The organism is Pseudomonas sp. GW821-FHT09C09 (assembly GCF_059418105.1).
In genome coordinates this window covers 299220-309515 of sequence record NZ_JBWKPF010000004.1, presented here as the reverse complement: position 1 = coordinate 309515, position 10296 = coordinate 299220, and the positions used below count along the sequence as shown (strand labels likewise).

The 10296-nt window shown below is 61.6% G+C and carries 8 protein-coding genes; 1 reads left to right on the top strand and 7 read right to left on the bottom strand.

The genetic code is table 11. The features are described from left to right. Positions 1-8 precede the first annotated feature (8 nt). The 3 genes from AC07NR_RS14880 to AC07NR_RS14870 are packed head-to-tail and all read right to left on the bottom strand — an operon-like array spanning position 9 to position 1760. A complete protein-coding gene (locus AC07NR_RS14880; protein ID WP_169428534.1) occupies positions 9-269 on the bottom strand; it encodes a phosphopantetheine-binding protein in 261 nt (86 codons plus the stop codon). Continuing rightward, positions 250-1059 (bottom strand): lysophospholipid acyltransferase family protein, encoded by an 810-nt coding sequence (locus AC07NR_RS14875; RefSeq protein ID WP_305833254.1) that lies wholly within the window; start codon positions 1057-1059, stop codon positions 250-252. Before AC07NR_RS14875 ends, AC07NR_RS14880 begins: the two co-directional genes overlap by 20 nt. Further along, positions 1035-1760, bottom strand: a complete 726-nt coding sequence (locus AC07NR_RS14870; protein WP_475274593.1) for a beta-ketoacyl synthase chain length factor — start codon at positions 1758-1760, stop codon at positions 1035-1037. Before AC07NR_RS14870 ends, AC07NR_RS14875 begins: the two co-directional genes overlap by 25 nt. A gap of 370 nt (positions 1761-2130) precedes the next feature. On the opposite strand from AC07NR_RS14870, the gene AC07NR_RS14865 reads away from it, so the two are divergent. Beyond that, entirely contained in the window at positions 2131-2901 is a 771-nt protein-coding gene (locus tag AC07NR_RS14865) for a ParA family protein (RefSeq protein WP_085711085.1), read from the top strand. 130 nt (positions 2902-3031) lie between these two features. Here AC07NR_RS14865 and trxC read toward each other — a convergent pair whose 3' ends face one another. The 4 genes from trxC to AC07NR_RS14845 all read right to left on the bottom strand — a co-directional run bounded on the left by trxC (position 3032) and on the right by AC07NR_RS14845 (position 10190). Further along, complete coding sequence (gene trxC / locus AC07NR_RS14860) at positions 3032-3466, bottom strand: thioredoxin TrxC (RefSeq protein WP_495078854.1); 435 nt, start codon at positions 3464-3466, stop codon at positions 3032-3034. 81 nt (positions 3467-3547) lie between these two features. Continuing rightward, entirely contained in the window at positions 3548-5011 is a 1464-nt protein-coding gene (gene selO / locus AC07NR_RS14855; protein WP_495078853.1) for a protein adenylyltransferase SelO, read from the bottom strand. 48 nt (positions 5012-5059) lie between these two features. Beyond that, positions 5060-8413, bottom strand: coding sequence for a mechanosensitive channel MscK (gene mscK / locus AC07NR_RS14850; RefSeq protein WP_495078852.1), 3354 nt, complete (start codon positions 8411-8413; stop codon positions 5060-5062). A 34-nt stretch (positions 8414-8447) separates the two neighbouring features. Continuing rightward, positions 8448-10190: a potassium/proton antiporter gene (locus AC07NR_RS14845; protein ID WP_065259501.1), complete on the bottom strand. Its 1743-nt coding sequence runs from the start codon at positions 10188-10190 to the stop codon at positions 8448-8450. Positions 10191-10296 lie beyond the last annotated feature (106 nt).

The following is a 10296-nucleotide window of genomic DNA, read 5'->3' as shown; positions in this document are numbered from 1 at the left end:
GTCCGGTCTCAAGCTGCCTGTTTTGCCGTGACGAACGCCGCGAGGCTCGCCACGTTGGTGAAATGGTTGCGGGTGTCCTTGGCATCGGCGTCGATCTTGATGCCGTACTTTTTCTGGATCGCCAGGCCAAGCTCCAGGGCGTCGACGGAATCCAGGCCCAGGCCTTCGCCAAACAGTGTCTGGTTGTCGCCGATGTCGTCGACGCTGATGTCTTCGAGGCCCAGGGCATCGATGATCAGCAGTTTTATCTCACGGTGCAGATCGCTCATCTTCGGCGAGCTCCTTGATAAAAAAATGGTGCAGAAAGTCGTTGAGCTTGCGCGAGGCCTGCGGTGCAGGTCCTTGTGCGGCAAAGGTCTGTGGGTCTATATCGGCCCCGACGCGAAAACTGAAGTGAACACGGCGGCTCGGGATGCGATACCACGGCTCGGCCTTGGTCAAAGTGGTCGGGCTGACCTTGATGATGACCGGCGTCAGGATTTTCGCACCGCGCAGCGCGATGGCCGCTGCCCCCCGATGAAAGGCCGGGGCCTGACCGGGTTGGGTGCGCGTGCCTTCCGGGAAAATGATCAGGGTCTGGCCATCCTGCAAGGCGCCGGCGGCGGCATCGAGCATGTCCATGCTGCCGTCGTTGCTGATGTATTCGGTGCTGCGCAGCGGGCCACGGGTGAAAGGGTTTTCCCACAGCGTTTTCTTCACCACGCAATTGGCGTGGCGCACCAGACCGATCAGGAACACCACATCGATCAGCGACGGGTGGTTGGCGATGATCATCTGCCCCGGCCGGCCGAGGCGTTCGGCGCCCTGAATGTCATAGGTCAGCACGCCGGTACGGGCCATGAACCGGACGAAAAACCAGAACAGCCGACTGACGGTCTGCCGCGCCCGCTCGCGATGGGTTTTCGCGTCGCCCGGCAGGCAGCCCAGCAGCGGAAACACCAGCAAACGCAGGCACAGTCCACCGAGCCCGAAGAGGGCGAAGCTGAGGGCGGTGGCCAGCAGACGCCAGTAGTAGGCGTCACGATGCTTTTCGGTCACGGGTTGCGTTGCCAGGTCCATACACGATTTTTCCAGGCATGTTGGCAAAGGGTTTGCTGGCCGAGCAGGGTTTGCAGCAGATTCAGTGCATGGGGCCATTGCGCTTTGGACAGTGCTTCGGGGGCGCTGTTCAGGGTCAGCCGCCAGTCGGTACCGGGGGTCAGCAGCAAGCCCACCGCGTACGGAAACGGCACATCATCGATCCACGCCGAATAGGCCTGGGGTGGTTGTTCTTCGGTGATCACCAGCAGTACCGCTGGGGCGCCTTCGTCCAGCAGGGCGGCGGCTTCCAGCACACCGTGTTCGAGTCCGTCGCCAGCGGCGGCGAGGGCCGTCATCTCGCTGGTTTCGCCGCGCATGATCGACCACAGGCCGATGATCGCGTTGTGCACGGAGAGACTGAACTGGGTCGGTGACAGCGGTTGTTCGTTGGCCAGGTCGCTGAGGATGTCGAAGGTGCGCGGGGTTTCGCCGTGACGGGACACGAACACCAGCGGCAGGTTTTCCCGACCGTCGGCCAGTGGCCAGCCGACACTGAAGGCCATTCGCGCCAGGCGGCTGAGACGGCGGCGCTGCATGGCGGGAAGGAACGACACATCGGGCGCGGCATCGCTGCTCGGGAGCACGACCGGCTGTCGGCTCCAGGCTTGCCAGGCGTCCACGCTGTCGAGCCCGGGAGCCCAGGCGCGCCATTGGGCGATGTTGAAGTTGATCACGGACATTCATCCCGCCCCTGCGGGCTGTTTTTGACGCGGTTCTGCCAAAGCCACAGAGGAGCTGACCTTGCCGAAAGTGGCGTGGCGCTTGGCGCCGGGTGGCGCGCATTATCCCGGTGCGACGAGTGTGTAGCAAATGCTGGTTACATTTTGCGCTCTGAAATGGACCGAAGGGTACATGGCAAAAAATATCACTTGGCCATTATCCGGATTGTGAAGGGATTGTCTGTCGGGCATATCGGCGGTCGAAGGCAGCATTTGCGCCGTGACTATTGAGATATTTGCGTCTGACCCTGTAGTCCGTGTCCGCGAAGGTAGCGAAGCGGGGCCGGGCACCACTACACTCGGTCATTCTTTGATACACGGAGGTTTTGTCATGCGGCGCGTGGTGTTCAATCAGAAAGGTGGCGTGGGCAAATCCAGCATCGCCTGCAATCTGGCGGCGGTCAGCGCCAGCGAGGGTTATCGCACGCTGTTGGTGGACCTTGATGCCCAGGCCAACTCCACTCAGTACCTGACCGGACTCACCGGTAATGACATTCCGATGGGCATCGCCGACTTCTTCAAGCAGACCCTGTCTTCGGGCCCGTTCTCCAAGAAGAACAAGGCCGATATCTACGAAACCCCGTTCGACAACCTGCACATCATCACCGCCACGGCGGAGCTGGCCGATTTGCAGCCCAAGCTTGAGGCCAAGCACAAGATCAACAAGCTGCGTAAGTTGCTGGAAGAGCTGGACGGCGAATACGACCGCATCTACCTCGATACCCCGCCAGCCTTGAATTTCTATGCAGTTTCGGCGCTGATCGCGGCTGATCGAGTATTGATCCCTTTCGACTGCGACAGCTTCTCCCGTCAGGCGCTATACGGGCTGATGTCGGAGATCGAAGAGTTGAAGGATGACCACAACGAAGGCCTGGAAGTCGAAGGCATCGTGGTCAACCAGTTCCAGGCCCGGGCCAGCCTGCCGCAGCAGATGCTCGACGAATTGATCGCCGAAGGGTTGCCGGTGCTGCCGGTTTACCTTGCCAGCTCAGTGCGCATGCGCGAATCGCACCAGGCCAGCACGCCGCTGATCCATCTCGATCCGCGGCACAAGCTGACGCAGCAGTTCGTCGAACTGCACAACCTGCTCGAAGACGCCTGACCGTCTGAGCCGGCATAAAGAACTGTGGGAGCGAGCCTGCTCGCGATAGCGGTCTTTCATTCAAACCATTTGTTGAATGAGCAACCGTCATCGCGAGCAGGCTCGCTCCCACAGGGAATGTGCGCCGCGATCAGATGCCTTGGCTACGCAACCACGCCATCAGTTGCGGCAGCGGAAATGCGCCACTCTGCCGCGCCACCTCCCGGCCATTTTTGAACAGGATCAGGCTCGGAATCGAACGGATCCCCAACTGCGCCGACAACTGCTGATTGGCTTCGCTGTCCAGCTTGGCCAGCCTGTATTTGCCCGCCAGTTGCGCCGCCGCCTGCTCGAACACCGGCGCAAACGACTTGCACGGCCCGCACCAGTCCGCCCACACATCCACCAGCAACGGCAGATCGCCCTTGATCTGGCTGGCGTAGTCGCCTTGCTTGAGGTCGAACGGCTTGCTCAACAGCACCTCGGACTTGCAGCGCCCGCATCTCGGGTGGTCGCCGAGGCGTTCGGCGGGAATTCGGTTGAGGCCGTTGCAGGAGGGGCAGGGGATGAGGAGTGGGTCGGTCATGTCGGGCTCGATGAAAAGAGTGTGATCGTACGGCTGATCTGGAGCCGTACGGATCGATTATCAAGGTTCAAGTCGTCGCACTCACGACGAACAACTGATCTCCAGATGCTTGCCCCACTCCGGCGGCCGTTCCGCATAGCTTTCCATTCCAGGCTGTTCCTCGAATGGATTGCTCAACACCGCATGCAGCCGACGCACCTCCGAGTAATCACCCTGTTCCGCCGCATCAATCGCCTTCTGCGCCAGGTAATTGCGCAGGATGTACAACGGATTCACCGCATGCATCCGCGCCCGACGTTGTTCCTGATCGATAGCACCATCTCGTGCGACACGGTCGACGTAACGCTCGCCCCAGGCATCGAAGCCTCGGATATCGACGAAGTCATCGCGTAAACGAGCGACAGCCTGATCCGCTGATTCCTCACCCAAACGACGGAAGAACAGCGTGTAGTCGACGCCACTGTTCTGCATCAATTGCAGCAGTTGCTCCAGCAGTTGCTGGTCCTCGTCCTCGGCCGTGGTGAGGCCCAAACGGCGGCGCATCAGGTCGAGGTAGTGGGCCTGGAACAGCGGCAGGTACAAGCCAAGGGTTTCGCGCAGGGCTTCGACGCTGATGAATGGCGTCAGGGCCTGGGCCAGAGCGCTGAGGTTCCACTGGCCGACGGGCACCTGATTGCTGAACGAGTAACGGCCCTGATCATCGGAATGGTTGCAGATGAAGTTCGCGTCGAAGTCATCGAGGAAGGCGAACGGGCCGAAGTCGAAGGTGATGCCGAGGATCGACATGTTGTCGGTGTTCATCACCCCGTGGCAGAAACCGTAGGCCTGCCACTTGGCGATCAGTTCGGCGTTGCGCTCGACGATTTCGCGGAACATCGCCAGATACGGCTCCGGCTGTTCCAGGCACTCGGGGAAGTGCATCGCCAGCACGTGCTCGCCGAGCTGCTTCTGCTGCTCGGGCCGCTTGGTGTAATAGAAATATTCGAAATGGCCGAAGCGCACGTGGCTTGGCGCCAGACGCAGAACCATCGCGGCGCGTTCCTGTTTCTCGCGCCAGACCGGGGTGTCGGAACCGATCACGCACGCGGCGCGTGAGGACGGGATGTTCAGCGCATACAGCGCTTCGGACGCGAGAAATTCACGGATCGACGAACGCAGCACGGCACGACCATCGCCCATGCGCGAAAACGGCGTCTGCCCGGCACCCTTGAGGTGCAGGTCCCAGTGTTCGCCGGCTTCGTTGTAGACCTCACCCAGCAACAGCCCGCGACCATCGCCCAGTTGCGGCGTATACCCGCCGAACTGATGCCCGGAATAGACCATCGCTCGTGGCTCGGCATCGGCCCACAACTTGTGGCCGCCGAACAGTTCGGCAAATTCCTGGGTGTCCGCAGTCGCCGGTTCCAGATCCAGCAGCGCCAGGGCCGCCGGGCTGGCAACCACCAGTCGCGGATTGTCGATCGGTTCGGGCAGCACATGGGCCGAGAACGCGTCGCCCAGGCGGGCGAAGCGGTTGTCGAAGGTCAGTTCGTCGAGGGCTTTCAAGGGCCGGCTCCAGCAGAATGTCCGAGCATTCTGCTGGGATTAGCCCGGTTAGTCGAGTTTGGCGGGCGGCGGTTCTTGCAGCGGTTTTTGCTCGCCGCTGACAGGCACGATGGTTTTGCTGTCGTCTTCGACCGGCACCAGTTTGTACTCCTGACCGTGGAGGTTCTTCAGGTACACCTCCATCTGCCGGAACGAGATGTTGATGTGCTGTTTCTTGAACTCGCGGTTGATGAAGCGGTTGACCTCGTCGATGACCGGGTTACGGTCACCGAGGTCGCGCACGTGCATGCGCAGCTCGTGGTCGAGGGTGCTTTCGCCGAAGTTGAGGAAGTACACGTGCGGCTCGGGTTCTTTCAATACGCGCGGGTTTTCCCGGGCGGCCTTGAGCAGCAGTTCCTTGACCAGATCCAGATCCGAACCGTAATCCACGCCCAGTTTCAGCGTCACCCGGGTGATGGTGTCGGTCAGCGACCAGTTGATCAGTTGCCCGGTGATGAACGTCTTGTTCGGGACGATGATGTCCTTGCGGTCGAAGTCGGTGATGGTCGTGGCGCGGATGCGGATCTTGCTCACGGTGCCCGACAGGTTGCCGATGGTGATGGTGTCGCCGATCCGCACCGGGCGTTCGAACAGGATCATGATGCCGGAGATGAAGTTCGCGAAGATCTCCTGCATACCGAAACCGAGGCCGACCGACAGCGCCGCCACCAGCCATTGCAGCTTGTCCCAGCTCACGCCGAGGGTCGACAGGGTGGAGACGAAGCCGACCCCGGCGATCACGTACGACAGCAGCGTCGTGGTCGCGTAGGCACTGCCCTGGGCCAGATTGAGTTTCGACAGCACGAACACTTCCAGCAGGCCCGGCAAGTTGCGTGCGAGCGCAAAGGTGATGCCGATGATGATCAGCGCGCCCAGCATGTCGCCGATGCTGATCGGCACCATGCTCATGTTGGCGCCGGTACCGCTGGTGTACTCGTAGAGAGTGATGTTGTCGAGGTACGAGAACACCGTGATCAGGTCGGCCCAGACCCAGTACAGCGCGGCGATGAAACCGCCGAGCAGGGCCAGGCGGATCAGGCGCAGGGACTGTTCGTTGACCTTCTCGATGTCGAGGGTCGGTTCTTCGATCACCGCTTCGCCGTCGCCGGCTTCTTTCGCTGCCTGACGTTTGGCCAGTGCGCGCTGGTAGGCCAGGCGCCGAGCCGCGACTGCGAGGCCACGGACGAACGTGGCTTCGATCACTAGCCAGAACATCAGCAGGTACAGGGTATTGATCAAACGGTCGCTGAGTTTCAAGGCGGTGTAGTAGTAGCCGAAGCACACCGCGACGAACAGCGCGATGGGCAGCAGGGTGAACATGATCCCCACAGCCTTGCGGAACAGCGAGGCGTTTTCGTGGGTCGGGCTGCTGATCAGCAGGCGACTGAGCAGCCACGCCATCAGCGCGTAGCAGGTCAGCACCACCGGCATGCCGATGACGTCATCGGCCAGCGCCGCCGGCTGCAGTTCGGCGACCGCTACCACTGCCACAAGCGCCATCACCACCAGGCCGAGACGCCGCACCCAGCCTTGCAGGAATTCGACCTGCGGCTTCTCCCAGCGGAAGTGCAGTTCAGCCACACCGCCCGGCGCAAGGATCCGGTAAGCGGTGTAGAACACCAGCCACGCCTGACCCATTTGCAGCAGGGCCGCGCCCATGTTGGCGTTCTGGCCACGGGCGTCGATTTGCAGTGCCAGCCCACACAACGCGAGGCCCAGCGCCACCGGCATCGCCAGCAGGATGTTGATCAGGATCGCCTGCGGCGTGTGCCACTGGCTGTCGCGCTTGAAGTGGCCGATGTCCTGGTGAACCTTGTTCAGGCGTGCATACAGCTGCTTGCGCCGCCACAGCAAGGCGCCGATCAGCAGCGCCAGCGGCAGGAACAGCAGCGGGCGCTGGGTCAGGCCGTCGGTCAGTTCGCTGAGGCTGGAGGCCAGGGGCAAGGTGTCGATCTGGCGTTTCAGGCGCTCCGGCACACCGCGCAGCCACTCGGAGTCCAGCGGCTTGTTGCTGGGAATCCAGAACATCTGCTCGTCGAGGGTCGCGCGCAGGCTTTGCGCGGTGCTCAGCAGTTGTTTCTGGTTCAGTTGCAGGGTGATCGATTCATTGAGCATCGCGCTCAGTTCGCGACTCAGCCGTTCCAGCAGATCGACGCGAGTATTGGCCAGATCCAGCAGGTTTTTGCGAAGTTGCGGTGTGACTTGCTCTGGCGGCTGGGTGGACAGCAGGGTGTCGACGTAAGTCGCCGGATTGCTCAGTTGTTCGCGCTGTTGGTTGATTTCGAACTGGTACAGGCGAATGTCGGCGATCTGGTCCGCCAGATCGCGGTCGACCTTGAGTCGTGGCAGCGCCTGCTTCTGCTTATAGAGAATCTTCGACAGCAGCAGACTGCCCTTGAGCACGTTGATCTGCTCGTCGAGGGCCGAATCGCTCTGGGTCACGCTGTCCAGTTGCTGCTTGGTCTGCAGGTTCTGCTGGGTCAGCTCGTTGAGGCGGTCAGTGCTTTTGAGCAAGTAGTCGGAAAGTTTGAGGTTGGCCGCGCTTTCAGTGGCGAGCAGGGTGCTGCTGCCGGACTTCTGGGCTTCTATCGATTGCTGCGTCACGGTTTCCTGAGACAGGGTCAGACGCTTCTGGTTGATCAGGGTCTGCAGTTCCTGGATCTCGTGGTCCAGACGGTCGGACTTTTCCGTGAGCAGGTCATGCTGGCTGTTGCCCAGATCCTGCAACTGGTTGTTGCCGGCCAGTTCCTGGCGACGCAACGGGATCAGAGCATTGAGCGCTGCCAGCTCGGCGTTGAGCAGGTCGCGTTGTTCGGCACTCAGGGTCTTGCCGCTGTCCTTGCCGGTCTTGAGGATGTTGTTGATCTGCTGGATGCGGGTCTGGCTGCTGGCGATTTCTGCCTGGGCGCGCTCCGGACGGGTCTGGGCGGTGATGATCAGGCTGTTGGCGTCGGCCAGGGCTTTTTGCAGGTCGCTCTGCTGGGTCGAGCGCTCGGTGAGGATCTGCTCCAGCTGCTGGATGTTCTCTTTGGTGAAGCGCTGCGCTACCGGTACCACGGCGGTGGCCTTGAGGCGTGCCAGTTCGCGGGTGTTCTCGATGGTCTGTTTCGGCGCGGTGGCCAGTTGCTGCTTGAGGTCGATCAGTTTCTGATCGTAGTCACGCCGGTTGTTGAGCTGGTTCAGCGTGTTTTGCAGGAGCGTTTGCAGGGCCTTTTTGTCGGCCTCGGGCAGTTTGCTGTCGGTGAGCTTGTCCAGGTTCGCCTGCACGGCTTCGCTGGACGGCGGTTCTGCGGCCTGCAGCGGGCCGACAGTAAGACTCAGGCCCAGCAGGGCCGCGAGGAAAAAGGAGCGCAGGGTAGGCATAGAGACCGGTCAAGCAAGTGAGAGTGGAGGCAGTTTAGAGGAAGAGCCCGGGGCCCGGGCGACTTCCTTCGGGGAATCTGACGCCCACTTTGGCGATCTTGTTCCCGTCCATGACCGCCACCGTCCAGTGGGTGTTGTTCCATTCCACCTGGTCGCCAACGATCGGTGCACCGCCGACTTTCTGGGCAATGAAGTGGCCCAGGGTCATGTCCGGATCGATGCCGTCGGCCGACAGGCCGTAAAGGGCCGCAACCGCTTTGAGCTGGGCGTCTCCTTCGAGTACGAAGTCGCCGAAGAAGCGCAGATCGAGGCCCCGTTGCGGTGCCTGGCTGAACAGTTTTCCGAGGGCCGGCAAGTTGTGTTCATGGCCGATAACACACAGCAAATCATCGACTTCCAGCACCGTACTACCCGACGGATGGAGCAGTTGCTGGCCGCGAAACAGGGCAGCGATACGGGTGCCTTCGGGCATTTTCAGCTCGCGCAGGGGGGAACCGATGCACCATTTTTCCGCGCCGAGCTTGTACACGAACAGCTCCCACTCGCTGGTGATGTGCACTTCCAGGGCCGAGCGTGAGATCGGCGCAGGTTCCGGCGGCACCGTCACCTTGAGCAGTCTGGCCACCCACGGCAGGCTCGTGCCCTGCACCAGCAGTGACACCAGCACGATGAAGAACGCCAGGTTGAAGTACAGCTGCGCATTCGGCAGCCCGGCCATCAGCGGGAACACCGCCAGAATGATCGGTACCGCGCCACGCAGGCCGACCCAGGAAATGAAGGCCTTTTCGCGACCATGGAAGGCCTTGAACGGCAGCAGTCCGACCACTACCGACAGCGGTCGCGCGAACAGAATCATCCAAAGCGCCAGGCCCAGAGCAGGCAGGGCAATCGGCAGCAAGTCATGCGGAGTGACCAGCAAACCCAGCACCAGGAACATGCCGATCTGTGCCAGCCACGCCATGCCGTCGAGCATGTGCAGGATGCCGTGGCGGCTGCGCACCGGGCGGTTGCCGATCACCAGGCCGCACAGGTAAACGGCAAGGAAGCCGCTGCCGTGCAGGGCGTTGGTCAGGGCAAACACCACCAGACCGCCGGCGATCACCAGAATCGGATAGAGGCCGGTGGCGAGGTTGATCCGGTTGACCAGTTGCAGCATCAGCCAGCCGCCGCCGAGGCCGATCACGCCACCGATGCCGAACTCGCGGATCAGGTGGGTCAGCAGGCTCCAGTGCAGGCCGGTCTGGCCGCTGGCGAGCATGTCGATCAGGGTCACGGTGAGGAACACCGCCATCGGGTCGTTGCTGCCGGATTCGATTTCCAGACTGGCGGTCACCCGCTCGTTCAGGCCTTTGCCGCCCAGCAGCGAGAACACCGCCGCGGCGTCCGTGGAGCCGACGATGGCGCCGATCAGCAGGCCCTGGATCAGATTCAGGTCGAACAGCCACGCGGCGGCCATACCGGTGAGACCGGTTGTTATCAGCACACCGACCGTGGCCAGCGACAAGGCCGGCCACAAGGCCACGCGGAAACTCGACACCCGGGTGCGCAAACCGCCGTCGAGCAGGATCACTGCCAACGCAAGGTTGCCGACCAGATAGGCCGTCGGGTAGTTATCGAAAATGATGCCGCCGCCATCGACCCCGGCGGTCATGCCGACCGCGAGGATGATCACCAGAATCGGGATGCCGAGACGCGATGAAAGGGAGCTGACAAGAATGCTCGCACCTACCAGCAACGCGCCGATCAAGAACAGGCTGTTGATGGTCGTCGCATTCAAAGGCAGTACTCCAGAAGCGGAAAGACGGGCACAAACTGACCATGCAGTCTGCGTGCCAGCGATTCTAACCTGTTGAAATGTGATGCTGTCAAAAAGGTTTTTCAGC